22 protein-coding genes are annotated in these 25828 nt (G+C 59.4%); 4 read left to right on the top strand and 18 right to left on the bottom strand.

Annotation, left to right across the window (positions count from 1 at the left end):
* The first annotated feature begins 51 nt into the window (after positions 1-51).
* From ABK249_RS18890 to ABK249_RS18880, 3 genes are read left to right on the top strand one after another with little or no spacing between them, the layout of a single operon-like run.
* The gene (locus ABK249_RS18890; protein ID WP_037152096.1) at positions 52-1878 is read left to right on the top strand and encodes a DUF294 nucleotidyltransferase-like domain-containing protein; all 1827 of its coding nucleotides are present in this window, start codon (positions 52-54) and stop codon (positions 1876-1878) included.
* Between the two features lie 11 nt (positions 1879-1889).
* Positions 1890-2414 carry a hypothetical protein gene (locus ABK249_RS18885; protein WP_037152099.1) on the top strand — a complete coding sequence of 175 codons (525 nt, stop codon included), beginning with the start codon at positions 1890-1892 and terminating at the stop codon, positions 2412-2414.
* 13 nt (positions 2415-2427) lie between these two features.
* The gene (locus ABK249_RS18880; protein ID WP_348863642.1) at positions 2428-4500 is read left to right on the top strand and encodes a 3'-5' exonuclease; all 2073 of its coding nucleotides are present in this window, start codon (positions 2428-2430) and stop codon (positions 4498-4500) included.
* A gap of 132 nt (positions 4501-4632) precedes the next feature.
* Here ABK249_RS18880 and ABK249_RS18875 read toward each other — a convergent pair whose 3' ends face one another.
* The 9 genes from ABK249_RS18875 to ABK249_RS18835 form a co-directional block, all read right to left on the bottom strand.
* A complete protein-coding gene (locus ABK249_RS18875; RefSeq protein ID WP_348863641.1) occupies positions 4633-5703 on the bottom strand; it encodes an ABC transporter ATP-binding protein in 1071 nt (356 codons plus the stop codon).
* A 1-nt stretch (position 5704) separates the two neighbouring features.
* Complete coding sequence (locus ABK249_RS18870; RefSeq protein ID WP_348863640.1) at positions 5705-7426, bottom strand: ABC transporter permease; 1722 nt, start codon at positions 7424-7426, stop codon at positions 5705-5707.
* A gap of 134 nt (positions 7427-7560) precedes the next feature.
* On the bottom strand, positions 7561-8610 hold the full coding sequence (locus ABK249_RS18865; RefSeq protein ID WP_348863639.1) for an ABC transporter substrate-binding protein: 1050 nt from the start codon (positions 8608-8610) through the stop codon (positions 7561-7563).
* Between the two features lie 112 nt (positions 8611-8722).
* Positions 8723-9412, bottom strand: coding sequence for a GntR family transcriptional regulator (locus ABK249_RS18860; protein WP_037152104.1), 690 nt, complete (start codon positions 9410-9412; stop codon positions 8723-8725).
* 7 nt (positions 9413-9419) lie between these two features.
* Positions 9420-10382: an NAD(P)/FAD-dependent oxidoreductase gene (locus ABK249_RS18855; protein ID WP_227704717.1), complete on the bottom strand. Its 963-nt coding sequence runs from the start codon at positions 10380-10382 to the stop codon at positions 9420-9422.
* A 2-nt stretch (positions 10383-10384) separates the two neighbouring features.
* Positions 10385-12052 (bottom strand): UGSC family (seleno)protein, encoded by a 1668-nt coding sequence (locus tag ABK249_RS18850; protein ID WP_052182891.1) that lies wholly within the window; start codon positions 12050-12052, stop codon positions 10385-10387.
* Positions 12053-12140: 88 nt separating this feature from the next.
* A complete protein-coding gene (locus ABK249_RS18845; RefSeq protein ID WP_037152110.1) occupies positions 12141-13670 on the bottom strand; it encodes a malonate--CoA ligase in 1530 nt (509 codons plus the stop codon).
* Positions 13670-15043, bottom strand: a complete 1374-nt coding sequence (locus ABK249_RS18840; RefSeq protein WP_227704721.1) for a malonyl-CoA decarboxylase — start codon at positions 15041-15043, stop codon at positions 13670-13672. The genes ABK249_RS18845 and ABK249_RS18840 overlap by 1 nt, the downstream gene beginning before the upstream one ends.
* A gap of 81 nt (positions 15044-15124) precedes the next feature.
* Positions 15125-16339: a polyhydroxyalkanoate depolymerase gene (locus ABK249_RS18835; protein WP_227705255.1), complete on the bottom strand. Its 1215-nt coding sequence runs from the start codon at positions 16337-16339 to the stop codon at positions 15125-15127.
* Between the two features lie 116 nt (positions 16340-16455).
* On the opposite strand from ABK249_RS18835, the gene ABK249_RS18830 reads away from it, so the two are divergent.
* Complete coding sequence (locus tag ABK249_RS18830; protein WP_348863638.1) at positions 16456-17109, top strand: glutathione S-transferase; 654 nt, start codon at positions 16456-16458, stop codon at positions 17107-17109.
* A gap of 33 nt (positions 17110-17142) precedes the next feature.
* Here the strand turns inward: ABK249_RS18830 and minE are convergent, their stop codons facing one another.
* The 9 genes from minE to ABK249_RS18785 all read right to left on the bottom strand — a co-directional run bounded on the left by minE (position 17143) and on the right by ABK249_RS18785 (position 25594).
* Entirely contained in the window at positions 17143-17403 is a 261-nt protein-coding gene (gene minE / locus ABK249_RS18825) for a cell division topological specificity factor MinE (protein ID WP_037152119.1), read from the bottom strand.
* Positions 17400-18215 carry a septum site-determining protein MinD gene (gene minD / locus ABK249_RS18820; protein WP_037152121.1) on the bottom strand — a complete coding sequence of 272 codons (816 nt, stop codon included), beginning with the start codon at positions 18213-18215 and terminating at the stop codon, positions 17400-17402. The genes minE and minD overlap by 4 nt, the downstream gene beginning before the upstream one ends.
* A 32-nt stretch (positions 18216-18247) precedes the next feature.
* Positions 18248-18976 carry a septum site-determining protein MinC gene (minC, locus tag ABK249_RS18815; RefSeq protein ID WP_348863637.1) on the bottom strand — a complete coding sequence of 243 codons (729 nt, stop codon included), beginning with the start codon at positions 18974-18976 and terminating at the stop codon, positions 18248-18250.
* 461 nt (positions 18977-19437) lie between these two features.
* Positions 19438-20229, bottom strand: a complete 792-nt coding sequence (locus tag ABK249_RS18810; RefSeq protein ID WP_348863636.1) for a helix-turn-helix transcriptional regulator — start codon at positions 20227-20229, stop codon at positions 19438-19440.
* A gap of 514 nt (positions 20230-20743) precedes the next feature.
* Positions 20744-21607, bottom strand: coding sequence for a carbohydrate ABC transporter permease (locus ABK249_RS18805; protein ID WP_037152130.1), 864 nt, complete (start codon positions 21605-21607; stop codon positions 20744-20746).
* Positions 21604-22524: a carbohydrate ABC transporter permease gene (locus ABK249_RS18800; protein WP_037152132.1), complete on the bottom strand. Its 921-nt coding sequence runs from the start codon at positions 22522-22524 to the stop codon at positions 21604-21606. Before ABK249_RS18800 ends, ABK249_RS18805 begins: the two co-directional genes overlap by 4 nt.
* 54 nt (positions 22525-22578) lie before the next feature.
* On the bottom strand, positions 22579-23817 hold the full coding sequence (locus ABK249_RS18795) for an extracellular solute-binding protein (protein ID WP_348863635.1): 1239 nt from the start codon (positions 23815-23817) through the stop codon (positions 22579-22581).
* Between the two features lie 43 nt (positions 23818-23860).
* A complete protein-coding gene (locus ABK249_RS18790) occupies positions 23861-24931 on the bottom strand; it encodes an ABC transporter ATP-binding protein (protein ID WP_037152135.1) in 1071 nt (356 codons plus the stop codon).
* Positions 24932-24949: 18 nt separating this feature from the next.
* Positions 24950-25594: an HAD-IA family hydrolase gene (locus tag ABK249_RS18785; protein WP_348863634.1), complete on the bottom strand. Its 645-nt coding sequence runs from the start codon at positions 25592-25594 to the stop codon at positions 24950-24952.
* Positions 25595-25828 lie beyond the last annotated feature (234 nt).

Below are 25828 nucleotides of genomic sequence, written 5' to 3'. Positions count from 1 at the left end.
CCGCCCGCTTTCTTCTCTCAACCGGCCTCGCGCGCTTGCATGAGGGCTCTTATGGGATCTACCTCGCCTAATATCGCCAAGTTTCTCGAGACTGTTCATCCCTATGACAGCCTGCCAAGGCGTGAGTTTGATCATGTCGCGCAACGATTTATCCGCCAAAGCCTGTCGGCTGGCAGCGAAATCTACAGCCGTGGCGATCCCCTGCCCGGCCTCTATCTCGTCATGGAAGGCAGCGTCGAGATCCGTGATTCTTCCGGCACTGTCATCTCCCAGCTTTCTCCGCGGAATTCTTTCGGCGAACGCGGCCTGATGGCCGATGGCCGAGCCGTCACCAATGCCCGGGCCTTGACCGACGTCATCCTGCTTGTCCTGCCGACGGCCGAGTTCAAGCGGCTTTTAGCTGAGCATCCGGTCTACACCCGCTTTTTCTCACGTGGTCGTGGCAACGATATCCGTCGCGCCGACATGACCTTGCGGAAGGTCGGGGACTTGATGTCGAAGCCGCCGCTGGTCTGTTCATCGAAGGACAGTGTCAGGCATGCTGCGGAACTCATGCGCGATCGCAAGGTGTCGAGTCTCGGCGTCGTGGACAACGGAACCTTCGTCGGCATTGTCACCACGCGTGATCTTGCTGCGAGGGTGCTGGCTGAGGGCCTCGACCCTGTCAACACGTCCGTATCAACGGTGATGACGCGGGACCCCATCGGGCTTACAGAGCAGGATTTGGGTTCCGACGTCCTCAATCTGATGCTGGAGCGCGGCGTCGGGCATCTGCCGGTCGTCGAAGGTGATCGGATCGTGGGCATGATTACACAGACGGATCTGACACGATTTCAGGCCGTCTCCTCGGCGTTGCTAATCCACGAAGCTTCAACCGCCGAAAAGGTGGAGGATCTACGAAGCATCACGGCGCGCATCCCGCAGCTTCTCGCGCAACTGGTCGGCGGCAACAATCCTCACGAGGTCGCAACCAGGCTGATTACCGATATTGCCGATGCGGTAACACGGCGGCTTATCGTCCTTGCCGAGCGGGATCTGGGCCCTCCGCCCGTTCCCTATCTCTGGCTCGCATGCGGCAGCCAAGGCAGGCAGGAACAGGCCGGGGTGAGCGACCAGGATAACTGTATCTTCATCGATGACAGTTTCGTCGAAAGCCAACGTCCATGGTTCGAGAAACTCGCCCGTTTCGTTAGCCACAACCTCGATGCCTGCGGATATGTCTTCTGCCCAGGAGACATGATGGCGACCAATCCCCGTTGGTGTCAGCCGGTAAGTGTCTGGCGAGGATACTTCCACGGGTGGATAACCGCGCCGGAACCGATGGCGCAGATGCTTGCAAGCGTCATGTTCGATCTGCGCCCCATAGCCGGCACGGTATCGCTTTTCGGAAGTTTGCAGGCTCAGACCTTGGAGCAGGCGAGCAGGAATTCGATCTTCGTGGCCCATATGATCAGCAATTCGTTGAAACATGCGCCGCCGCTCGGTCTCTTGCGAGGCTTTGTCACCGTTCGCAATGGGGAACACCGCAACCAGATCGACATGAAGCACAATGGTGTCGTGCCTGTCGTCGATCTCGGGCGGGTCTACGCCTTGATGGCACGGCTGACACCGGTGAACACCCGGGCGCGGTTGCTCGCGGCGGAGGACGCGGGTGTCATTTCAGGGGCCGGCGCGCGCGATCTCATCGCAGCCTATGACCTTATCGCCGAGTTCAGACTGCGCAATCAGGCGACCCAGGTGAGGGCGGGATTGCGGCCGGACAATTATCTCGGCCCCTATGAATTCGGTGACTTCGAACGCTCCCATCTGCGTGACGCGTTCGTAGTCGTGCGTACGATGCAATCGGCGCTGGCCAATAGCGGCAGGGCGCCCATATAGAGGAATATTGAATGCTATTCGAGTTGATCGCAGCCGTTGTGGCAGGCGTGGCGCTGGCAGGCATCGCCATGGGCCTCCGGTGGATAAGCCGCGGTCACTTGCCGAAGTGGATTGTGCCGGCCGCGGCGGGGCTGGGCATGCTGTCTTATGCCGTGTGGAGCGAGTACACCTGGTTCTCGCGGGTTACCAACGCTATGCCGCCCACGATCGCGGTGACATGGCAGCATGAGGATCGCTCTTTCTGGCGGCCCTGGTCCTATTATCGGCCGGTGATTGACCGGTTCAGCGCAGTGGACACCGGCAGTGCCAAGCGTCATCCGGAACAGCCGGGCCAGGTCATGGTGGATTTGGTTCTGGCTGCACGCTGGCAACAGCCGGCGCGTGTGACAGTGGTATTCGACTGCAATGGCAAGCGACAGGCGAACCTTGTCGATCAGGATGTCACCGTTGCCCAGGACGGCGCCATCATCGGGGCGAAATGGTCGGATATTCCCGCGGATGATCCGACGCTCGCCGCCGCATGCAAGCAAGATTGAGGACGTCGTTAACGTGCGAATAGGATTGCGCGGCCGAATTCTTCTTTTCTTCATAGCCATCGCTGTCGGCTCGATGGTTGCGCTGGCACTCGGCCTCTGGTTCGGTTACCACCGCCAGGGAAATCCGGAGATGTTCAACGCCTTCATGCATGGCGCAGTTGCTGCCGGTTTCGGGATATTGGCGATCGTCACCTGGATCTGGTTTCTATTCGATACCTATGTGGCGCGCCCGATCGGGAATGTTGCTTCGGCGATGCGTGCGCATGCCCATGCCCATATCGACGAGGAAATGGAGACTGCCGATGCGCGCTACCTTGGCGACCTCGCCGCAGCGGCATCGGCCGCAGCAGCGACGCTTGCGCATACTCGCAATTCGCTGGCGCAGTCGGTGGCTCGGGAAACGGCTCGGCTGTCGTCGGACAAGAGCAAGCTTGAGCAATTGCTCGCTGATGTGCCGCCGGCGGTCTTGCTCTGCACCGGGCGCCATCATCTCGTCTTCTATAACGGCGTGGCGCAGCGATTTCTCGCGGGCGCGCAGCGACCGGTCTGCCTCGACCGGAACCTTTTCGATTATCTAAGTGACGGTGCCATCCGAGATGCACATCACCGGCTGATGGAGGCGGATGCTCCGGACGCAGTGGTGGAATTCATTTGCATGAGCCCGTGTGGATCGCGCCGCTTGGCAGGCCGCATGCGCCTCATCGGCGATAATGGCGGCGACAGCGGCGCCTATGTCATGACGCTGCGCGATGTGACAAGCGAGGTGGCGGCCTATGCGCGTCGCGATGTGTTGTTGAGCGATGTCTTCGAGAGATTTCGCCCGGTCGTGGCGACGCTCAGACAGTTTCTCGGTGAGCCCGATAAATCGAAAGCACGCGACACGTTGTTTGCGGTAGAGCGTGAGGTCGCGGCCCTGGACGCGTCCTTGGGTGATCTCGAGCAGCGCTTCGAAGCTTGCCGCTCCGATGGCTGGCCCATGGCCCCGGCCGATGCCCGCGAACTGGCGCACCAGCTGCAGAGGGAACTTGCGGATGAGGGGGTCAACCTTGCCGTCAACGTCGATCCGGTGGCAGCGCGATGCAACGCTTTCGATATCGTCTCGTTGTTCGCGTATCTGGCGCGGCTTGTGGCGGATCGCAACGGCGTCAAGGCTTTCCGGCTGGCGATCCGGGAAGAGAGGGAGGCCGCCACGCTTGCGCTTAGCTGGACGGGTTCCTCTGTCTCGGGCGGTGAACTCAAGGAATGGCTGGCCATGCCTGTGCTGGAGGGCGGGCCCGCGGCGGACGCTATCCTCGCGGCACATGCTACACAGATCACGCAATTGCGCACGGAAACCGAAAGTGGTTTCGGCGCAACATTGAAGCCGATCGAGCGTCTGCAACCGGTCTCGACCGATCTCTCGCGGACGGTCGTCTACGATTTCGACCTGCTTTCGCGTGTTCAGTACGAAAAGATTGCCGAAGCGCAGCTGGATGATCTTACCTATGTCGTTTTTGATACGGAGACGACGGGACTTCTGCCCGAGCAGGGCGACGAAATCGTGCAGATCGCGGCCGTACGCATCGTGAATGGCAAGCGCGTTAAAGGAGAGATGTTCGAGGCGCTGGTCAATCCCGGTCGAGCGATCCCCGCCAGCGCTTCGGCCGTCCACGGCGTCACGGATTCCATGGTGGCCAATGCGCCAGATGTGCGTGAAGTGGTCGAGCGATTCCATAAATTTGCGGAGGGGGCGGTGCTTGTGGCGCACAATGCGCCTTTCGATATGGAATTCCTCTATCGCAGGGAGAGGGAGCTAGGAATTCGTTTCGTCAATCCTGTCCTCGATACGGTTCTCCTATCCACCGTCGTCTTCGGACAGAGCGAGACGCATACACTCGATGCGCTGGCCCGCAGGCTCGCCATTCCCCTGACCGGAGCAGAGCGGCATACGGCGATGGGAGATGCCGTCGCGACGGCGGAAGCATTCATCAAACTGAAGGCGATGCTGATGGGGCGCGGGCTGCAGCGTTTTGGAGAAGTTCTTACGGAAATCCGGCGACGTCGGAGACTTGTGGCGGACCTCAATGAAAAGGTCGGCGGCATCTGAGGGAAGAGCTATGGAGGCGAATTTTCATATCCTCTCATCGCCGCCGAGTGTCACTTCGCACAAAATAAGAGTGCAGCCGCCGGAGCAGCATCTCCCCAAACCTGAGAACTCGCCGGACAGTTGCGGTGAACTTCAGTCCGTGATCGGCACGATCTGCGTCGGATCGATTTGCAGCCACGCGGGCGTGCCGACCGGGAAGACGTCCGCCGGCGGCGCCGCGACGCGAAACTGCAAGCCTCCCTCGCGCGACTGGAAGACGTAGTCCCAGGTTTCGCCCAGGAACGAAGACTGCTTCACCGAGCCTGGCAGGTTGATCGTCTTGTCCTTCGCCATTTCGGTCGCGGACAACTTCATCGCTTGCGGCCGGATCGATACGGTGATCGGCCCGCCTCCCGTCATCTCCTCACCGATCGCCGCAAACGGCACGCTGAAGCCGGCAAAATCGATCATGCTATTGCCACGGATGCCGGAGAGAAAATTGGTGCGCCCAATGAAGCTTGCGACGAAGCGTGTCTTGGGACGGCTATAGAGTGCGTAGGGTGTGTCGATCTGTTCGAGCCGGCCGTTGTTCATCACGGCGATACGATCGGAGGTCACCATCGCTTCGCCCTGATCATGCGTGACATAGACCGAGGTGATGCGGAATTCGTCGTGCATGCGCTTGATCTCGAAACGCATCTCTTCGCGTAAGTTGGCGTCGAGATTGGAGAGCGGTTCATCGAGCAGAAGCACGGCGGGGCGAATGACGACAGCGCGAGCGAGTGCGACACGCTGCTGCTGCCCACCGGAGAGCTCCGCAGGATAACGGTCGGCGAGATGGCTCATCCTAACCGTTTCCAGCACGGCACCCACGCGTGCCTTGACCTCCTCGGCCGGCAGCTTGCGCAGATTGAGGCCGAAGGCGACGTTTTCCGAAACCGTCATGTTCGGCCAGATCGCATAGGACTGGAAGATCATCGACATGCCGCGCTTTTCCGGTGGCACCGAGCCGGACGGTGCCGAAAGCACCTTGCCGTCCAGCTCGATCGAGCCGGAGGTCGGATCGATGAAGCCGGCGATCATCCGGAGCGTCGTCGTCTTGCCGCAGCCGGACGGCCCCAGCAGTGAGACGAATTCACCCGGCTTTATATGCAGGTCGAAAGCCAGAACGGCATCTACCGCACCGAAACGGCGGCCCAGTTTCCTGAGGACAAGTCCGTCCATATCAGCTCCTCCTCAACATGAAGTCGCGGCCGAGATATTTCATCCCGACGGCAACGACCGCTACGATGATGATCAACAGAAGTGAGCCCAGCGCCGCGAGTTTTTCGAGCTCGCCTTCCTCGCTGAGATCGAGCAGCACGACGGAAACGACGCGCGTGGTGGGACCGACCAGGAAGATGGCGGTCGAAAGTTCCTGTGCGGCAGGCACGAAGATCAGGAGCCAGCCGCCGGCAAGAGTGCGCTTGAGCAGTGGCCCGACCACATGACGAAGTGCCGTCATTCGCCCGCCGCCGAGGATACGCACCGCCTCCTCCATTTCCGGATGGATACTGCGCACGCCGGCCGAACTGGTGGTAAACGCGATCGGCAGGAAGCGGGTGATGAAGGCGAGCGCCATGATCATGTAGGTGCCGTAAAGCGCCACCGGCGGCAGGGCATAGGCTGCATAAAAGCCGATCGCCAGCACGATGCCCGGCACGACATAGGGCGAGAGCGCGAGGAAGGCGAGCACGCCGGAAAATGGTAACAGCCGGCGCTGGACGATGTAAGCGATGAAGAGCGCCAGGATGATTGCGACCGTGGCGGCGGCGATGCCGAGACCGATGCTGCCTAGCAACGCCCGTTGCGAGCTTGAATGCTCGAAGAGCACGTAGTGGAAATTGCCGAGTGTGAAGTTGTCGAATGAGAAACCGGTCGTCCAGGATTGCGAGAAGGCTGCGAGCAGAAGCACGAAGAGCGGCATCACGACGGCGAGCGATACGACCATGAGGCAATAGGTGAACAGCACCCAACGCCATTTACCGAGCTTGACGATGCGCCGTTCGCCGCCCTTGCCGTTGACCGACACATAGCCTTTGCGCCGTAGGATCAGCTTCTGCAAGCCGAGCAAGGCGGCCGTGATCAGCAAGAGCGGCATTGAATAGGCGGCCGCCACTTCCAGCCTGAGCGGAAAGGAGAAGAACTCGGTGAGCTGGATGACCACGACCGGGTAACGCGCGGGAATCGAGATCAGCGCCGGTACGCCGTAAAGTGCGATCGCCCCGAGGAAGGAAAGAAGTGCCGACCCGATGATTGCCGGCATGACAAGCGGGAAGGTCACCTTCATTGCCGTCTTGAATGGCCCTGCGCCAAGTATATTGGCGGCGTCCTCCATTTCCGACGAGATCATCTCGAAGGCACTGCTGACCAGCACGAAGACGAGGAAGAAGCCGCCGATCGCCGTGACCAGAACGAGCCCGCTGAAGGAGAAGATGTTCACCAGTGGTTCTGCCGACCCCGTCAGAGCATGCCAGATCTTGTTGATCCAGCCGGTATTCGGACCGGCGAGCAGGATCCAGCCGACACCGGCAAGATAGGGTGGCATGATGAAGGCACCGAATACGGAGTAACGTACGAAATTGCGGCCCGGCATGTCGGTGCGGGTGCAGGCCCAGGCGAGCGGCACTCCAAACAGCAGCTTCAGCACGACGACAGCGGCGCCCATCTTCAGCGTGTTGGTAAGCGCCGTGATATGCCGTTCCTTGCCGTAGGCTTCCGCATAGTTATGAAGCGTCCAGCCGCCGGTTTTGGCGTCGGTGAAGCTGGAGATCACGAGTGTCCACATGGGTGCGATAATCAACACCACCAGAATACCGGCGAGAAAAAGCCAGAGCAGGTTGGCCGGCTGCAGCCGCTGATGCCAGGGCACGTGGACTTTTGCCGGCTCGTCCTTTGTCCAGCTCATAGCATCAGTATCGGAAACACTCGTCATGATCGGCGCTCACTTCATCGTTGGAGGCGTCGGATTTTTCCGCTTCATCCGCGCCTGCGCGCGAGAACATGGCGAAGGCCGGATGGGACCGGCCTTCGGGGAAAGGCTCAGATACCGAACGTATCGCGGAACTTTTCCTGAATGTCCGGCAGCTTGCTTATGCCTTCGGTCGTCTCGATCGACCTTGTCTTGTAGCTGTCCAAGGGACGCATGCCTTCGGCCAATGGCACGCCGGCGCGCAGCGGATAACGATAATCCTTGGAGAAATACTCTGCGATCTCCGGACCGAGCAGGAAGTTCTCGAAGAGCCGCGCGGCATTCGGATGCGGCGCGTCCTTCAGGATACCGGTTGCGGACGGCGGAAGCAGCGCACCGTCAGTTGGATAGACAACGGCGATGGGCGCTTTCTTGGCAGCCGCATCCGAGAGGATCAGCGGCAGGGGTGCAAGCGCCACTTTTCGTTCGCCGGAGACGACGAGGTTATGTCCATCCGCAACGGAACGGCCGATCTGCGGTGCATTCTTCTCGAGCTTCTCGAAAAAGTCCCAGCCATAAAGATCGTTTATCATGATGGTCCAGAGACCCACGCTACCGGAAAAACTCGGATGGCCGACTGCAACCTGGCCCTTCCATTTGGGATCGGTGAGGTCGGTCCAGTTCTTCGGCGCTTCCGCCTCGGTAACCAGCTTGGTGTTATAGGCTATCACCAATGGCGAGACGCCGGACGTGATCCAGTAATTTTCCTTGTCGGCCATGTCGCGCAGTACCGGCACCATGTCCTTGAGGTTTTCCGGCGCGAACTGGGCGAGCGCGCCCTGTTCCTTGAGCTGCAGCATCTGGCCGTCGTCGTTGGTCGACATCAGGTCGCCCTGCACGGCCTTGGCCTGGAGCTCCTGCACAAGGCGCTGGAAAATCACCTGGCCGGAAGCCCGTACGACATTGCATTCGACGCCGGCATATTTCTTCTCGAACAGATTGCACATGCCATCGGCAAATTCAGTCGTCGTCTGCGAGACATACCAGGTGACCGAGCCTTCCTTTTTTGCAGCCTCATAGAGCTGCTTTTCTCCGTCGGTCATTTCGGCCGCACCGGCAATGCCGGCCGCCAACACAAGTGCCGGAACAAAGCCGGCTACATAACTGAAGACATGCTTCATGATCTCTCCTCCCGTTTGAACCGGCGGCTGCCGGCAAAAGGCTCAACCCTCCCGAGCCTAAAGGTTCATGCGTTCCTTCCTTGCCATCCCCGACCCGGAGATTTCGCTCCCGTCATTCTCCAGGTATGAGCTGGCGTTCCACCGGGCGCATGAGCGCCAGGAAATCGCTGAAATATTCGCCTTGGATGACCACATGAGCACGCATCGCATCACGGGCACGGGCGTCATCGCGGGCACAGATCGCCGCAAGCACCTCCTCGTGCTCGGCAAGCGAACTGTTGACGCGTCCTGGCACCCGCAATTGCAGGCGCCGGTAAGGTTTCAGCCGCCGCTGCAGTGCATGGGCGCTTTCCGCGAGGAACCCGTTGCCGCTTGCTTCGTAGATCAGCCGGTGGAATTCCGCATTGGCGTAATAATAGTCGTCTGAATTGCCCGCCTGCTGGGCACTGGCGCAGGCCTGTTGCGCCTCTTCCAGCAGCTTCAGTTGCTCCGGCCGGATGCGCCGCGCCGCAAGTCGCGCGCACATGGCTTCAAGCTCGCCCATCACCTCGAACATTTCGACCAGCTCGGTGACGGTAAGTTGGGTAACGAAAGCCCCGCGATTGGGCACCATCTTCACGAGTCCCATAGTGCTGAGCTGGATCAGCGCCTCGCGAACGGGTGTGCGGGAGACCTGATGACGGGCCGCAAGGCCCGCTTCATCGAGCCTGTCGCCGGGCGAATAGAAGCCGGTGACGATATCCTGCTCGATCGCATCGCGAACGCTCGGTTTGCCCTGTTTGCCTTTGAGCTGCACGTTCATGGATATCCTATCCCGCCGACGCGTAATGTTTCGCCGGTTGCTCGATGCCGTCCGCTGCAAGATGGCGCACTGCAGAAATTGCCGCCGTTACCCCGTCGCCCGCTGAAGCTGCCAGATGTGCGACCGAGCGGGCGCGGATGTCACCCGCCGCGAAGATGCCCGGCACCGATGTCTGCATATCGAGATCGACGACGATCCGGCCATCCGCCGCAAGCGTGACGATATCGCCGAGGAAGGCCGTATGGGGCTCCAGCCCGACATAGATGAAGACGCCGTGGCATGGGATTTCACTTTCCGCTCCCGTTGAAAAATCGCGGGCGGAAAGCGCGGTGACGCCACCCTCGCCACGGATCGCCTGTACGACCGTATTGAGCCTGATATCGATATTCGCCGCCTCATGGACTTTCGTCTGCAACGCGGCAATGGCCTTCAGCCGTGGGCCGCGATGGATGACGGTTACACGCGAGGCATGAGCCGAAAGCGCCAGGGCCTCATCGAGCGCCGAATCCCCGCCGCCGACGATGCAGACCTCCTTGCCACGCATCAGGGGGCCATCGCAGGAGGCGCAATGGGAAACGCCGCGCCCTTCGAATTCCGCTTCACCCGGAATGCCAAGCGTGCGTTTGGCGGAACCCGCGGCGACGATTACCGCGCTCGCGGTGAGATTCAGGTCAGCACCAGCGACGCGAAAACCGCTGTCTGTCTTCGAGACGCTTCTGATCGTGTCGAGTGCGAATTCGACGCCGGCTTCGTCGGCCTGCATCTGCAGCATCGGGCCGAGCTCGAAACCGGACATGCCTTCCGACGGACCCGGAAAATTGTCGATGCGATCGACATTGATTACCTGGCCACCGGCGCCGAGCCTGTCGATGACGATCGCGCGCGCGCCGTGCCGTGCAGCCGTGATTGCCGCATTGAGCCCCGCCACGCCGGCGCCGATGATCGCAATGTCGTAATCGTTCGCATCCATGGTCATCGCCAGTCGTCCACGGAAACGGTGGTGCGGTAATGCGCGCCGTAAATCTGCCAGTAGCCGTTGGACTCGCCGCCCACGACCACGACGTTGATATCCTGCTCGCGGAAGATATGGATGAGTTCGTCCCTGTCCGCCTTCAGCTTGCCTGCCATTGGCTCTTCGCCGAAAGTGGCGCGCGGATAGATGTAGTTCTGTACCAGTTGCAGGTCCCAGTATCGGCCGGCAGGCATCTGCGCCGTTTCCCAGATGAAGTTCAGCAGATCTTGCTTCTTCACGAACCCGCCGCGATCGATGAACTGCCGGGCGCAGATCGGATCGAGCACGAGGGTCGGCGCGGTGATCGCGTCCGTGCCAAGCAGCATGTCTCGTACATGTTCGCGCCAGTATTCCTTGCGCAGTCCCAGGCTGAAGGTCGTCGAGCGGCAACCGTGGAAGAGGCTGACCGTGCTCGTCTTCGCATCGAAACCCTTCTGGACATGGAGCGGCTCCCAGGGGCTTCGCTCCTCGTTCTCTGCGAATGTCAGGTTGTTGTAGGTATAGTTGTTGCCGAGCGATCCCATGAAGGTCTCGCCCGGAACCGAGCCGCCCTGAAGGTTCTGCGACAGGAGCCCAAAGGCGCGGCCGATCGTGGCGTTCGCATGATTATAGGGACCGAGCGCACCGACGCCGCAGTTCATGCCGATTTCACCGCGGATCGGCCCGTTGACGACCGCCATCGCGGCTGCCGAGCTGGAGGTCGATCCACGGGCAGTGACCTGCGCTGCCGCCAGTGCCAGGATGACCGGGAAATATTCCGGCGACGCGCCGGCCATGACGGCGTTCACCGCCACTTTCTCGACCGTGTATTCCCACAGGCCGCGATTGGTCGTCGGCTGCATGTGCCCGACCACCTCATCGGGCTTGCGGGAGGTGCCGGCGAGCATATCTGCGACGCGGGCATCCGTCGGCAGTATGATCGGCAGCTTGTCCGTCCAGTTGTTGCGCAGGAAGGAGGCGTGGAGATTGTCCTCGGTGTCGGACTCCACATATCGCGGCGTGCTGCGCTCGAAATGCCCGTCCTCTGCGCCGGCGGCGAGGCCAATCGTCAGCGCCTCGATGATTTCCTGCATGACCGGCTTGCCGTTGACCGGGTCAATGCCTTCCACATAGGCGCGCAGCTCTTCCGGCGTCTTGCCCATGACCGGCTGCGGCACGAAAACCAGCGGCTGTTGCGACAGCCCGCCCATCTTGGCGACCGAGCGCACGACCTTGTCGAACTTGTCCGTATGGATTGCCGCGGTCGGAACCCCGTATTTGGTTTCCAGTGTTATCGCATGGGTGGTGACGGCGGGCGCGCAGGTGCTGCAATGGCCGACGCCGATGATCGCTGCATGGCCGTTCGCCTTTATCTCTTCCCAGAGGGCCGGATCATCTTTGGCGTAGGTGCTGGCGAGCTGTCGGATGCGCAATTCCACGGAGGGCATGTTCCGGGCAAACCAGGCCTTGACCTGTTTCAATAGCTCGACGGAATCGTCGAAACGGCTGTCGATGAGATAGACGACTTTCCCGTCGAGACTGGCGGGCCGGGCGGCCGGCTGCTTGCGGCTCACCTTCGGCGGATAACCCATCGGATTGTGGACGGTGATAAGCGGTTGGCCGCTCTCCGGCTTGCCCTGCTGCAGCATTCCACTTCCTCCCCGAAATGACACTGCTCGTATGCAATCTATAGTCTACGCGTATACATTATCCGTCAAGCCCTAAAATCAGGCAGGCTTATTTTGCGGCTGTCGCGGGCTCGAAAGTACCGGCGAACTGGTCGCGAAGTATATTCTTCTGGACCTTGCCCATGGTGTTGCGCGGTAGCTCGGGCACGAAAGCTACTTTTTTCGGGCGTTTGTAGGCTGCCAGCCGGCTGTTGAGCGCTTTGATGACTTGCTGCTCCGTGAGTTCGGTGCCCGGTTTCAGCACCACAGCGGCGATGATTCCTTCGCCGAAATCGGGATGTCTGACGCCGAAAACAGCGCTTTCGTTGACACCCGGCATGGCGTCGATCTCCATTTCGACCTCTTTCGGGTATACATTGTAGCCGCCGGTGATGATGAGGTCCTTGCCGCGGCCGACGATGTGCACGTAGCCGTCCTCATCCATCTTGCCGAGGTCGCCAGTGATGAAGAACCCGTCCTCGCGGAATTCGGCAGCCGTCTTTTCCGGCATGCGCCAATAGCCCTGGAACACGTTCGGGCCGCGCACCTCGATCATGCCAATTTCCTCGGTGCGCAGCAGTGCGCCGGTCTCCGGATCAGTGACGCGGACTTCGACCCCTGGCAGCGGAAGGCCCACAGTGCCGGCAATGCGTCGGCCGTCATAGGGGTTCGACGTATTCATGTTGGTCTCGGTCATGCCATAGCGTTCCAGGATCGCGTGGCCGGTGCGTTCCTGCCATTCCCTGTGGGTCTCGGCCAGCAGCGGCGCAGAACCGGAAACGAAAAGGCGCATATGCGCGGTGTTTTGCCGGTCAAGGCCGGGATGCTGCAGGAGACGGGTGTAGAATGTCGGCACGCCCATCAGGCAAGTCGCCTGCGGCATTGCTTCCATGATCTTGTTCGGATCGAATTTCGCCTGGAAGATCATCGAAGCCCGCGAAGCGAGCACCACGTTGGTCGCAACGAAAAGCCCGTGGGTGTGGAAGATCGGCAGCGCGTGGATCAGCACGTCCTTGTCTGTAAAACGCCAGCTTTCCACCAGCGAGTGCGCGTTCGAAAGCAGGTTGTCGTGCGAAAGCATTGCCCCTTTGGAGCGTCCCGTCGTGCCCGACGTGTAAAGGATCGCGGCGATGTCGCTGCCGCCGCGCGATGAGGTTTCGGTTATCGGCCTGGCAACGGCTGCCGCATCGGCAAGCGTTCCCTTGCCCGCGGCGTCAAGCGTCAGCACCTTGGCGCCGGCAGCGCTAGCGATCGGCGCCAGCGCCGGAAGTTTCGCCGGATCGCAGACGAAGATCGCCGGTTCGGCATCGTTCAGGAAATATTCGATTTCCGCCGGGGTATAGGCGATGTTGAGCGGCAGATAGATGCCGCCGGCCCTGACAGTCGCGAGATAAAGCGCGAGCGCCGCGACGGATTTTTCGGCCTGTACGGCAACGCGGTCGCCCGGCTGGAGACCGGCTTCCAGCAGCGCGCCAGCCATTCGGGCGCATTCCTCGGTGAAGGCACCATAGCTCATGGTGCCGACTGTCTCGTCCCTGAGAAGCAGCCGATCCTCCCCCTCGGTCCCACCAAGCAGCGCGTCGTAGAGATTGCCAGCCATCAATATACCTCCTGCGATACCGGTTGGGCCAGTTTCCGCAGCGCCGGCATCGCCGCGATATGGCCGTTCTCGGCATAAGCTTCATGATTCTTCTCGATTTCGCCGAGCCGGTAGCGGTAGTTGACCATCAGGCCATAGGACTGGCGCATGCCTTTGGGTGAACGGTCGCCGAGGAAATTGAGCCTGTCGACCTGCGCACCGTTGCCGAGATGAAAGCGTGCCACCGGGTCCACCGGCCGCCCGTTCTTCCGCCGGACGTTCAGCAGATAATGCGCTCCGAGTGGCAGCATGCCTCGGCGAATAGCGTCGAGCTCACGCTCGTCGAGCAAAGGCCAATCGCCTTCCAATCGGGCGACGAGTAGCTTTTTCTCTGCGGCGACCTCCTCGCTGTCCTCGGCACGAGTTTCGTCGCGCAGCCATGCACCAAAGCCCGGAATGGGCGAAAGCGTTACGAAATTCTCGAGCTTCGGCAGGTCGCGCTTCAGGTCGTTCACCACCTGTTTGATGAGGAAGTTGCCGAGCGAAATGCCGGTCAGGCCGCGTTGGCAGTTGGAGATCGAATAGAAGACCGCCGTCGTCGCATCCTTCGGGTCCATCGGCTCGCGATCCCGCGCCAGCAGCGCGTCGACGGACGATGCGAGGTGGTCGGTCAGCGCCACTTCCACGAAGATCAGCGGCTCGTCCTCCAATTGCGGGTGGAAGAAGCCGAAGCAGCGGCGATCGGGCGGTGCCAGCCGCCGCCGCAGGTCGTCCCAGCCGTCGATATCGTGCACGGCCTCGTAACGGATCAGCGCCTCCAGGATATTGGCGGGCGTGCTCCAGTCGATCGATCGCAGCATCAGGAAACCCCGATTGAACCATGAGGAGAAAAGGTGGCAAAAGTCGACGTCGACCGGCTGCAGCGCTGGCTCCTTGCCGAGCATGTCCATCAGGTGTTCGCGCATCTCGACGAGCGTCGTCGTGCCGCGCCTGGCGAAATTGATGCGACGAAAGAGCTCCTGCCGGCGCGGTTCGGCAGCCTCATGCAGCCGAGCGATTGTCTTTGCGCTCGGCTCGGCCTGGTAGGCGGCGACCGCCGCGTCCAGAATACCTTGGTCGGGGCCGAACCGCTCCAGCAAGGTGCGCATGAAAGTCTCCCGCTCCACGACGCTCGCCTGCCGATAGGCTTCAAGAAAGGCTTCCGCCAGTATCGCGCCGGATACCTCGCCGCGCCGCGACAGGATCATCTCGGCAAGGCCCGTCAGGTCGCGGCTCTGCACCGGCTGCGAGGAAAACCCGAATAGGGCCTTGCCGCGGCCGGACAATGACTGGATCAGCTCGCCGATGAACGGAGGAGCGTCCCACCACCCAAAAACTGGTTCTCTGCGGCTCATCTTTTTATCTCCTGCCCGCTTATTGCATACAGCAGAAGAGCGATCGTATGCAAGCAGTCCAGGCGTTCTTGGGACGCGGAGCTATTCCATGGCGAGGATCATGTTGCGGACGACCGGATAGATTTCCGCTTCCCAGCGGCGCCCGCTGAACACACCATAATGGCCCACATTGGCCTGGAGATGATGGCGTCTCAGATGCGGCCGCAAGGAACGGCAGAGATCATGTGCCGCGGAGGTCTGGCCAAGCCCGCAGATATCGTCGCGGCCTCCCTCGACCGTGAGCAATGCGGTATTGCGGATCTGCCCCGGATCGACCTTTCGGCCGTGATGGGTAAAGCTACCCGTCGCCAGTTCGGCTTTCTGGAAGACGCGATCGATCGTCTCTATGTAGAATTCGGCGGCGAGGTCGAGCACTGCGAAATATTCGTCATAGAATGTCTTGATCTTGTCAGCCTCCGCCGTTTCCCCCTTGGCGAGATGACGGTAAAGCTTGCGATGGGATTCCCGATGGCGCTCCATGTTCATGCTCATGAACGCCACGAGTTGAAGAAATCCGGGATAGACTCTTCGTCCCTGACCCGGAAAACCCGGGGGAACGCCGCTGAGCAGCGATGTCTCGAACCATGAGAGAGGTTTCCCGAGCGCGAGTTCGTTGACCTTTGTCGGGCTCTCGCGCGGATCGATCGGCCCGGCCATCAAGGTCATGGTGCGCGGCGTTGCCGGATGGCGGTCCTCCGACATGACCGCCACGGCAGCCAGCGCCTGAACACAGGGCTGGCAGACGGCAAGGATGTGCCCGCCCGGCCCGATCTCTTCGAGGAAACGGATGAGATAATCCGTATAATCGTCGATGCCGAAGCGGCCGGCCGACAGCGATACCTCGCGGGCATTGACCCAGTCGGTTATGTAGACATCGTGGTCGCGAAGCAACGTCTGCACCGTGCCACGCAGAAGCGTCGAAAAATGGCCGGACAACGGTGCGACCACCAGCACGCGCGGCCGCGGCGCATCCACATCCGCTAAAAAATGCAGAAGCTTGCCGAAAGGCATATCCAGCGCGGTCTCGATTGTGACCGGGACCTGCCGATTGCCGATCAAGACCGAAGAAATCTCGAAATCCGGCCGTTCATGCGTGAGCCTGAAGCGGGAGATCATCTCGAGCGTGGCAGACCATTGCCGCCCCATCTCGCTTTCAATACCCCAGAACAGGGTCGAAGACATCGCTTGCAGGCGGTGCGCCAAATCGCGCATTGGGGCGATGAGGTCATCCTGGAACTGGTAGGCCTGATAGAACATGGGCATGGTTCCGCCCGTCGCGAAATTGCGGCGGTGCAAAAATGCTAGTGCAATATGTCTTGCGATGCGAGAAGATTGTCATCGGAACGCAATATGGTTCGACAGGGACAAGGCCGATGGCGCAGGCGACACTGACGATCTCCTCGAAGAACTATTCCTCGTGGTCCCTGCGCGGCTGGCTCCTGTGCCGCATGGCAGGGCTCGACTTCAAGGAAGTTCTGGTGGAGTTGGATGAAGATGCCCGGCAGGAACTCCTGCTGCTTTCGCCGTCCGTTCTCGTGCCGCGGCTCACCCGTGGCGATGTGACGGTGTGGGACACATTGGCGATTGCCGAATATCTCAACGAGATCGCCCCGGATGCAGGGCTCTGGCCTGCAGACATCGCGGTGCGGGCCCGCTGTCGCGCCGTATCGGGCGAGATGCATTCGGGCTTTTACAATCTCCGCTCGGCCCTGCCCATGAATCTCAAGGCCCGGCACGAGCGCTTCAAGATATTCTCCGGCGCCCGGCCGGATGTCGAGCGCGTGAAGGCAATCTGGACCGAATGCATGGAGGCAAGTGGCGGCCCCTGGCTGTTCGGCGCCGCCCCAACGGTTGCCGACGCGATGTACGCGCCGGTCTGCACTCGCTTTCGCACCTATGCGGTGGAACTGGAGCCGGAACTTGCGGCTTATTCGGAAACCGTTCTGTCCTGGCCGCTGATGGTCGAATGGACCGAAGGCGCTTTGGCTGAGCCCGAAGAGATCATCGAACTGGAAGTGGAGTTCTGACCCGCTGGGCTGCCCGGAACGGATCGCCTCCTCTCAAGCCGCCTGTTGGGCGGCATCCAGTGGGATTTCGACGTCGATCTCCAGGATCGAGACATTTTCGTCGCGATCCATCTTCACCTGTACCTTGTCATTGTCGACCTGTACGTGCTTGGCAATGACGGCGAGGATTTCCTCGCGAAGCACCGACACCAGATCCGAGCCGGACGAAGCGCGTTCGTGGGCGAGAAGCACCTGCAGGCGTTCGCGCGCCATCGGCGCCGACCTCTGCTTGCGGAAGAGACTGAAAATGCTCATGCAGCTTTCCTTCCGAAAATTTTACCGAAGATGCCCCGTTTTTCGCCGGGGATCGTGATCGGCAGCACCTCGCCGGAAAGGCGGCGAGCGGCGTCGAAATAGGCCATGGCCGGCGCGCTGCGCGCATCCGCGAGAGTGACCGGTGCGCCGATGTTGGACGCGCGCAGAACGTCCATGCTTTCCGGAATGATGCCGATGAGCGGGATCGACAGGATTTCCAGGACGTCATCGACCTTGAGCATGTCACCGCGTTCCGCGCGATTGGCATCGTAGCGGGTGAGCAGCAGGTGCTTTTCCATGCGCTCGCCGCGTTCCGCCTTAAGCGTCTTTGCGTCGAGCAGGCCGATGATGCGATCGGAATCGCGTACCGACGAGACTTCCGGATTGGTCACGACAACCGCCATGTCCGCATGGCGCATGGCCAGCGTCGCTCCGCGCTCGATTCCAGCCGGGCTGTCGCAGATGATCCAGTCGAAATAGCGCTTCAGCTCACCCATGACGCGCTCGACGCCTTCGGGTGTGAGGGCGTCCTTGTCGCGCGTCTGCGAGGCAGGCAGCAGAAACAGCGTCTCGAGTCTTTTGTCGCGGATCAATGCCTGCGGCAGCTTGGCCTCGCCCTGGATCACGTTGACCAGATCGTAGACGACCCGCCGCTCAGCACCCATGACCAGGTCGAGGTTGCGCAGGCCGACGTCAAAGTCGACGACAGCGACTTTCTCGCCTCTCTGGGCCAAGGCGGCTCCGAGCGCGGCGCTGGAGGTCGTCTTGCCAACCCCGCCCTTGCCTGACGTGACTACGATGACTTTCCCCATCTTTCTCTCCTGTTTCCCGGCCGGGTTCCGGCTCAGATAAGTGTCTCTGCCATTATAGTGTCGCCTTCGAGCCAAAGCTGGACAGGCTTCCCGCGAAGGCCGGGGGGCATGTCTTCCGCCATCTTGTAGACGCCGTCGATCGCGAGCAGTTCGGCTTCGAGCTTGCGGCAGAAAATGCGCGCGGATGCGTTACCGACAGAACCCGCCATCGCCCGGCCGCGCAGGGTGCCATAGATATGCACCGATCCGCCTGCGATGATCTCCGCCCCCGAAGCGACTGATCCGATGACCGTGACGTCACCTTCCGGAAAGATGACCGACTGGCCCGAACGCACCGGCTCCCGAATGATGATGGACTGCGATGCCGGCCGAACTTCCGCCGCGCCAGGTTTGCTCTGGCTATTGCGCAATTCGATGATCGGTTCCTTGGCTACGGCCTCGTCGGAAACCGGTTTGCCGCCTTTCAATGCAGGAGGCATACCCTGCGCAAGAATCGACGGGCGGGCGCCCTCTATGCCCATGATACTGACATTCCGCTGGCCGAATTCTCCAAGAAGTTCCTTCAGTTGTGTCCTGTCGATCGGCAGATCGGTGACATCGAGCACAACTGGCCGTCCCAGGAAGAAGCCTGCCGAACGCGCGGCCAGATCATCGAGCCGGACCAGCCAATCATCGAAAGGAAGGTCCGGAGAAAGTACGACAGCCAGGAAAGAGCGGCCCTTGATGCGGATCGAGCGAGCGTCTGTTAGCACTTTGGTCATCTACGTAAAGAAATCGTTGACCATGTCTATCGCCGCTATGGTTAACGGATGGTTAATGTCATCCATCCGTGCCGCGATCTGATCGCAATTTTTTAAGAAACTGTCGCTGAAGTTCCGCCCTAATTCCGCTCTCGGTCCCTTTAATGCCATGACCGCCGTTGCTTCGGGCTATGCTGCAAGCCTGCTCTTGCTGCTTCGTCAAGGTGAACTGGGCACGGTGGGTTTCGTGGCTCACAATCGGGTCCCGAGCCAACGCCTTCTCGAAAGCAGCTTTCTCACACCTCTCGTGAGCGGATAAATCTTCGGGGGCTTTCGGCTCCGGATTTGACGACATCGCACAGGTGAATCAAGCGCTACTGCAAGCCATGATGCGAAACTTCGAAGCGCGCATTTCCGTAATCGGCCTGTCTGCACTTTTATTCAGATGGTTGCCAAGGACGGAGCTGAAGCAGTGATTGGATTCAACCCCTGGGCGGCACTGCGGCCATTCTTTCCTGTGTCGATAGGCTGCCCAACAGGTCTGGCGGGATTTCATTGAAAACGTGATCGGAAGCAAGACCCGAGCCTGAAAGACGCATCGTAGATTGTGCAAGCAATGCTGCTTGCGTTCGGTTCGTCGCCCCAAGTTTTCGCATGATTTGCCGGACATGAACCTTCACCGTAGCCTCTTGCATGTTCAGTTCCCGAGCGATGTGCTTGTTCGATTTTCCGAACCGTAAACGTTCAAGCACTTCACGCTGGCGTTGTGTAAGGGTCGCCGGGGCTTCAGATGAACGATGATGCAGACTGGCGCTGGGGGTCACCGATGCCGAGAGGCTTGCAAGGAACGCTTCAGGAGGGAAATAAATCCCGCCATGGATGATAAAGCTTAAGGCCCGCTTTACTATATCAAGAGGCAAAGCTGCAGGCAGAAATGCCTGAAAACCTAAGCCTGCAACTACGACAGCGTCATTTGGATCATGCCTATCCGAGATAACGGCATAAGGACCTTTGAACGCCGTTTTTACTGCCATGAGCAGTTCTTGTTGCTTGTGATCGCTTAGTGATGCTCCTCCCATATTGATAATCACCAGGCGAATGAGATCCCCATAGTCATCATTGAGTCTATGAATATCGTCGGGTGCATAAGATATAAGATCAAAAGCTGCGTTACGCGCCCAAGGCTCGAGTGCGGATAGAAGGCAAGCGCGCCGCATCTCAAGAATGTCAATCAGAACTATTGAGCCCGTCCTTTTTTCTTGCTCCATGTCCATAGTTGGATTCCCCCTGATTTCATTTGTTATCAAAGCTTCCTATTCTGTCAGCCATAAGGAGTAGATTTCTGATTTTCTGGTTAAATTAGATTTTTTAAATTATCTAATATCTAATACACCCTCAAGTGAGCATATGTCAAAGTCACTAGATGGAAATCAGATTGGTATAATTTTAGCTCCTAAACATACATTTCATTGGTCGGAAATATTTCTATTTTTAGTTTAGTATTCGAGAGGCGGGGAAAGGAAATTCCTGATATCCATCAAGGATGGTGGGGTATTTCGTCTATCTCTGGACGAGCGGGCCTGCCATGCCTTCTGGACGCGAACACGCATGGGATAGCTATTCGCTCTCTTCTTGAGCTTGCATCCCGTGATCAAATTTTCGTGCAAACGTCAGCATTGTGTCTGAGGGCAGTTGGGACATGACCCATCTTTTCGGCTGCAGTACGCGGTAGCCATACCGAAGGGTGCACCGCCTCGACTTTCACCACCGTTCCGGACGAGCCTCGCTCTACTTCACCGCGCCTGCTGTCATGCCGTTGATGAACTGGCGCGACATGATGATGTAGACGATGATGACCGGCGCAGAGGACAGCAACAGGCCGGCAAATAGCACGCCCCAGTCAGTCGTGTACTCGCCCATGAAAGTCGTAAGCCCCTGAGGAAGCGTTTTGAGGTTGTCCTTCTGGATGAAGATCAAGGGAAAGAAGAAATCGTTCCAGATAGGAACGACGTTCTGAATGCACGAAATGACAAGCGCCGGCCGCACCAGCGGCAGCATGATCGACCACATGATCCTCGGCTCGCTCGCGCCATCCATGCGCGCGGCATCTTCGAGCTCGTTCGGCAACGTGCGGATGAAGCCGGTCATGATGAAGACCGTTGTTGGCAGGCCCATCGCGACGTAGATCAGGATCAATGAGAGCTGCGTGTTCAGGATGCCGAGATCACGCATGAGAATGAACAGCGGGATGATGGCAAGCTTCAACGGCAGCGTCAGTCCGGCCAGGAAGAACATCAGCACGAAGCTTGCGCCCCAGAACCGGTATCTTGCGATCCCATAAGCCGCCATCGTGCCGAGAGCCAGGATGATGACGATCGCCGAGGCCGTCACAATCACCGAATTGAGGAGATATCTCAAGAAGTTGGTTTCGGCCCAGATTTTCGCGATATTGGTGACGTTGGAAAAATCGGGGATCGAAAAGGGCGACTGGAAGATCTGTGCGTTCGTCTTGAACGCTGCAAAGACCATGATGACGATGGGGGCAAGCATGACCACTGTGTTCAGGATCAGGATGATCTGAATGAGACCGTCCCGGCCGAGCGCGGACAGAACGCCCCGCCGGTCGTAATAGCTTTCGGAAGCAGCGCTCATATCTGAATCTCTCTGGCGCGCAGCCTGAACGTGATGAAACCCGCCACAATGGCAATGAAGAGAAAAATGAGGACGGCGAGCGCGCTGCCCGCGCCGAAATCCTGCGCTGCGCCTGACTGGTTGCCGAATGCCGTCCGATAGAAATAGAGCCCGAGCACGTCGGTGGCGCCATGCGGGGAACCGTCTAGGCCTGCCATCACATAGGGCAGTTCGAACCAGTTGAAGCTGCCGACGAAGAGCAGCGTGAAGACGACGGTCGCGCTCGGCGCAACCAGCGGCCAGACGATCTTGCTGATCTTGACCCACTCGCTCTCGGTCTCCATCCGGACCGCATCTAGAATTTCACCTGGAATGCGCTGCATGCCGGCGAGAAAAACCAAGGTCGGAAAGCCCACCATGTGCCAGGCATTGGCAGCGATCAGCGCCCAGAGCGCGGTGGAGTCCTGCCCGAGCCACGGCTGGGCAAGGCTGCCAAGCCCGACACCGCGAAGCGAGATATTCACCACTCCGAAAAGCGGATGGAGGAAAAGCTTCCACAGGAAGCCGACGATAATGGTCGAGAGCACTACGGGAAGAAAGACGGAGATGCGGTGGAACGCTGCACCCGGCAACTCACGCCAGAGGCAATAGGCAAGCAGGAAGCCGACGCCGTTCTGCAGCACCATCAGCGCGAAGAAGACCAGGACGTTGTGCAGGAAGGCGTTGACCGTCCATTCCATATAAGGCTGCGTGAACAGGACCTTGTAGAAGTTTGCGAAGCCGACGAATTCGCCTCTCGCCAATCCATGCCATTGGAAAAAGGCATAGGCGAAGGCCGAAGCGATAGGATAGACGACAAACAGTGCAACGAAGGCAAGCGGCGGCACGATGAGCGCCGAAATCCATAGCCTGCGCGCCATAAGAGGCGATCCGGGCATCACAACTCTCTTCATGTTAGGAGAGGGGCAGCGGTTGCTGCCCCTGCATCTGGATCACTTCTTGAAGGGAGCGTACCAGTTGGCAAGCCCGGTCGTCAGGTTCTTGCCGACCTCTTCCGGGGTCGCCTTGTCGCTCAGCAGTTTCTGGATCTCGCTCTGCAACAGGACGGAACCCGATGGCTCACCGTAACGGAAATGCACCAGCATGATATAGGCAATGGAGTGCTTGTTGAGCTCCGCCACTTCGCCCAGGAGCTCATTCTTGAACGTAACACCCGGCACGGCCGAGATGTTGTTCAAGCCGTCTGCAAACATCTGCCCGAACTCCTGGCTAGCAAGGAAATTCACGAACTTGAGCGCCGCTTCCTTGTTTGCCGTCTTGGCGTTGACGGCATAGCCGCCGTCGAAATACTGCGCGACGAGCTTTTCGTCTTCCGCCTTCAGGCCGGGAGTGGCGAAGATGCCGAGCTTGATATCGGGATTTTGTTTCTTGAAATTCGACAGTTCGTAGGAGCCACCGACGAACATGCCCGCCATGCCCGAAGAAAAGAGCTGCTGCGCGGAGGCATAATCCAGGCCGATGAAGCCGTCGGGGAAATATTTGCTGATTTCCTTGAGCTTGGTGAGCGCCTCGACATAGCGCTTGTCGGTGAAGTCGGCCTTGCCGCTCATCAGATCGTCATAGAAGGCGCGGCCCATGATCGTGGAGGCGATGCCGCCAACGACCACTTCATTCTGCCAGGCAGTCGCTGTTCCGTTTGCGAACGGCATGACGCCCGCCGCTTTCAGCTTTTCCGATGCCTGGACAAGTTCGTCCCAGGTCTGCGGCTCGCTGATGCCGTTCTTTTCGAAGACATCCTTGTTGTAGATGACCAGCATGGTCTGGCTCGCGAAGGGCACGGCATAGGTCGTCTTGTCTGAACGCATGCTCTCGGCAGCGAGTGCAGCCGGTGCGAAATTCGCTAAAGCAGGCACGTTGTCCTTGTCGAGGGGTAGCAGGTAACCACCACTGGCGACCGTCTCAAGGCCGCCATACGCGCGGGCGAACATCACGTCTGGACCCGACCCGCCGGCGAGCGCCGTCGACAGGATGGTGTTGTAATTGGTCGCCTCGAAAGCCTCGAATTTGACGGTGATGCCCGGGTTCTTCGCTTCGAATGCGTCGATGAACTTTTCGTATTGCGCCTTGTCTTCCTGGCGCCAGCTCCAGAACGTCAATTCCTGCGCGACCGCCGGCAGAGCCGTCGCCAAAGCTCCCAGCGCGGCTATCGTGCTCAAAACTAGCTTTTTCATCTGGTTCCTTCCTCTTTGATATTTATAGGAGACGAACATGGTTTCAGGCCGCCAACCTCTCCCCCGTTGTCCGGCTGAAATAGTGCACCGCTTCCGGAGCGACGCTCACCACGACAGGCGCGTCGGGCTTGAGAGCTGTCCCGTCGGAGGACCGGACGCTGACAAGCGTGCCGTCGCCGAGCCTCACATACACATAGGTATTGTCGCCCAGGTATTCGGTGTAGACGACGTTGCCCCGGAAACCGCTGGTCGCCTCGCCGGTAGAAACCGTGAGCGCGTCAGGCCGAACGCCGATGACCAGGTCCCGCTCATCCGAGGGCGGAAGCCTGTCGAGCGTAACGGAGCCCGATCCGGCAAGTCCGAGGTTGTTACCGCTCCGCTCGACGTTGAGGAGCGCCATGCGCGGTGAGCCGATAAAAGTTGCAACGAATGTGTTCGCAGGTCTTTCGTAGAGTTCCCGCGGGCTGCCGAACTGTTCCACCTTGCCGTTGTTCATGACGACGATACGGTCGGCCAGCGTCATGGCTTCGACTTGATCATGGGTGACGTAGATCGTCGTGCCGCCGATCTCCCGGTGAAGCCTGGCGATTTCAAGCCGCACATCGGAGCGGAGCGCTGCGTCCAGGTTGGATAGCGGCTCGTCCAGCAGCAAGACCTTTGGCTTTCTGACCAGAGCACGCCCAATCGCGACGCGCTGGCGCTGCCCGCCGGAGAGTTCCCGCGGCTTGCGCTTGAGTAGTGGGTCGAGCCGTAGCATTTTGGACGCTTCATCGATGCGACGATCGATCTCGATCTTGTTCAGCCCCATCAGGCGCGCGCCGAAAGCCATGTTCTCATAGACATCCATATGCGGATAGAGCGCGTAGGACTGGAAGACCATGGCAATGCCGCGCCTGGACGGCGCCACCTCGTTCATGCGCCTGTCATCGACGCGGAACTCGCCTGCGCTGATCGAGTCGAGACCGGCAATCAGCCTGAGCAGCGTCGACTTTCCACACCCCGACGGCCCGACGAAAACGATGAATTCCTTGTCGGCGATTTCGAGATCGATGCCGTGCAGCACATTGATAGCGTTGAAATTTTTTCTGATGCCATTGAGGGTCATCCGTGCCATGGCGGGACTCCGTCCTTTTCAGTTCAGGGGCTTATCGGCGGCAAGCGCCTCAAGCATTCTCGCCGTTTCAACCGGATCACGATGCACGATGCAATGTTGCCATCCGATCTTCCGTGCTGCGATGATATTTTCTTCAATGTCATCGACATAGATGACTTCCTTGTCGGAGCATCGCTCGGTTCGTGACACTTCCTGAAAAATCATGTGGTCAGGCTTCTCCAGGCACATTTCATGTGAAAGGTATTCATGGTCGAAATAGCCGCGGCCCAGAAGATTCTCGCTGATGTAGCGCCAGTGAATGGCCTGATTGTTGCTCAGGCACACGACCCGATGGTGCCGTCGCAGCCGCCGGACAAAGTCTATGAATTCCCCGTATCCCTCGGCAACGTATGCATGTTCGGCTTCGTAAATCCGATCTGAGGACACTGCGAACATGTCGGCGAGCTTGCGCACGTAATCGGGTTCCGTTGATCGCCCCAATCGGAAATCCCGGAAGATTGCCTCCGGAGCATCGCTATAGCGGAATGAGAGATCGGTGTCCCCGGCCTGCAATATGGCCCGGTCACGTGAAGCCGGATCAAGCTTCACGAAAACGCCGCCGATATCAAAGATAAAGAGCTTATCTCGTTTCTCCATGATCCGGTTCCGGCGCTTGTCCCTCATATTGGCAGGCACAACCTATTAGATAATTCCGTTCTGTCAATTAAGATTGGAATTTTTTATTCGTCCCAAATATTTTCAACAGCCTAGCGAAATGAGTTTGCCGGATTGCAGCGGATACCCAGCCGATAAAACACCGAAGCCGGAAGCAAGGCGTGGTCATGAAGCGTGTCTTCGCCATAGCCGGCCATTTGTTTGCATTCGCAAATGCAAAAACAGGCTTGGAAAGACAATTCT

The organism is Neorhizobium phenanthreniclasticum (assembly GCF_040066075.1).
Taxonomy (GTDB): Bacteria; Pseudomonadota; Alphaproteobacteria; order Rhizobiales; family Rhizobiaceae; genus Neorhizobium; species Neorhizobium petrolearium.
The sequence above is the reverse complement of the archived record's forward strand: the minus strand, read 5'-3'. Positions and strand labels throughout refer to the sequence as shown.

Coding starts and splice junctions, on each gene's coding strand:
- ABK249_RS18875 (WP_348863641.1), bottom strand. CDS start 5,703: ATGGACGGACTTGTCCTCAGGAAACTGGGCCGCCGTTTCGGTGCGGTA.
- ABK249_RS18835 (WP_227705255.1), bottom strand. CDS start 16,339: ATGTTCTATCAGGCCTACCAGTTCCAGGATGACCTCATCGCCCCAATG.
- ABK249_RS18810 (WP_348863636.1), bottom strand. CDS start 20,229: ATGGACATGGAGCAAGAAAAAAGGACGGGCTCAATAGTTCTGATTGAC.
- ABK249_RS18890 (WP_037152096.1), top strand. CDS start 52: ATGGGATCTACCTCGCCTAATATCGCCAAGTTTCTCGAGACTGTTCAT.
- ABK249_RS18865 (WP_348863639.1), bottom strand. CDS start 8,610: ATGAAGCATGTCTTCAGTTATGTAGCCGGCTTTGTTCCGGCACTTGTG.
- ABK249_RS18795 (WP_348863635.1), bottom strand. CDS start 23,817: ATGAAAAAGCTAGTTTTGAGCACGATAGCCGCGCTGGGAGCTTTGGCG.
- ABK249_RS18830 (WP_348863638.1), top strand. CDS start 16,456: ATGGCGCAGGCGACACTGACGATCTCCTCGAAGAACTATTCCTCGTGG.
- ABK249_RS18785 (WP_348863634.1), bottom strand. CDS start 25,594: ATGAGGGACAAGCGCCGGAACCGGATCATGGAGAAACGAGATAAGCTC.
- ABK249_RS18790 (WP_037152135.1), bottom strand. CDS start 24,931: ATGGCACGGATGACCCTCAATGGCATCAGAAAAAATTTCAACGCTATC.
- ABK249_RS18870 (WP_348863640.1), bottom strand. CDS start 7,426: ATGAGCTGGACAAAGGACGAGCCGGCAAAAGTCCACGTGCCCTGGCAT.
- ABK249_RS18860 (WP_037152104.1), bottom strand. CDS start 9,412: ATGAACGTGCAGCTCAAAGGCAAACAGGGCAAACCGAGCGTTCGCGAT.
- ABK249_RS18800 (WP_037152132.1), bottom strand. CDS start 22,524: ATGCCCGGATCGCCTCTTATGGCGCGCAGGCTATGGATTTCGGCGCTC.
- ABK249_RS18850 (WP_052182891.1), bottom strand. CDS start 12,052: ATGCTGCAGCAGGGCAAGCCGGAGAGCGGCCAACCGCTTATCACCGTC.
- ABK249_RS18805 (WP_037152130.1), bottom strand. CDS start 21,607: ATGAGCGCTGCTTCCGAAAGCTATTACGACCGGCGGGGCGTTCTGTCC.
- minE (WP_037152119.1), bottom strand. CDS start 17,403: ATGAGCATTTTCAGTCTCTTCCGCAAGCAGAGGTCGGCGCCGATGGCG.
- ABK249_RS18885 (WP_037152099.1), top strand. CDS start 1,890: ATGCTATTCGAGTTGATCGCAGCCGTTGTGGCAGGCGTGGCGCTGGCA.
- minC (WP_348863637.1), bottom strand. CDS start 18,976: ATGACCAAAGTGCTAACAGACGCTCGCTCGATCCGCATCAAGGGCCGC.
- ABK249_RS18855 (WP_227704717.1), bottom strand. CDS start 10,382: ATGGATGCGAACGATTACGACATTGCGATCATCGGCGCCGGCGTGGCG.
- ABK249_RS18840 (WP_227704721.1), bottom strand. CDS start 15,043: ATGAGCCGCAGAGAACCAGTTTTTGGGTGGTGGGACGCTCCTCCGTTC.
- ABK249_RS18845 (WP_037152110.1), bottom strand. CDS start 13,670: ATGGCTGGCAATCTCTACGACGCGCTGCTTGGTGGGACCGAGGGGGAG.
- minD (WP_037152121.1), bottom strand. CDS start 18,215: ATGGGGAAAGTCATCGTAGTCACGTCAGGCAAGGGCGGGGTTGGCAAG.